Source organism: Isoptericola croceus (assembly GCF_029382255.1).
GTDB lineage: Bacteria > Actinomycetota > Actinomycetes > Actinomycetales > Cellulomonadaceae > Isoptericola > Isoptericola croceus.
Genome location: NZ_JARLLG010000466.1, coordinates 1 through 258 on the forward strand (window position 1 = coordinate 1; position 258 = coordinate 258).

Annotated in this window: 1 protein-coding gene; it reads right to left on the reverse strand. The window is 57.4% G+C overall.

What is annotated here, in order from left to right; all coding sequences use genetic code 11:
* On the reverse strand, positions 1-125 hold a 125-nt coding region (locus PZC42_RS24285), incomplete at its 3' end, for a hypothetical protein (RefSeq protein WP_438802986.1).
* Positions 126-258 lie beyond the last annotated feature (133 nt).

Consider the following 258-nt stretch of genomic DNA (forward strand, 5'->3'; position numbering starts at 1 on the left):
CCAGTGTTGATAATCGCAACCGCGGGCTTGTCGCCGCGTGACTCGTCCCTGAGAGAATCTGGAAGAACTTCCTCTTCCAGCCAGGAGTAGATGCTGTCGTTGCTCGGATACTGGACACGAGACATCCAAAGATCCCTGGGCGAGCAGCCGTGGACGCGGTCCAGCTGAAGGGCACGCCTAGATTCCTCGATCAGTCGAGACACGTTCCGTCCATGCTCGTTGTGAAACGTCTCCTCATCGAGGCCAGTGTGGTGATAG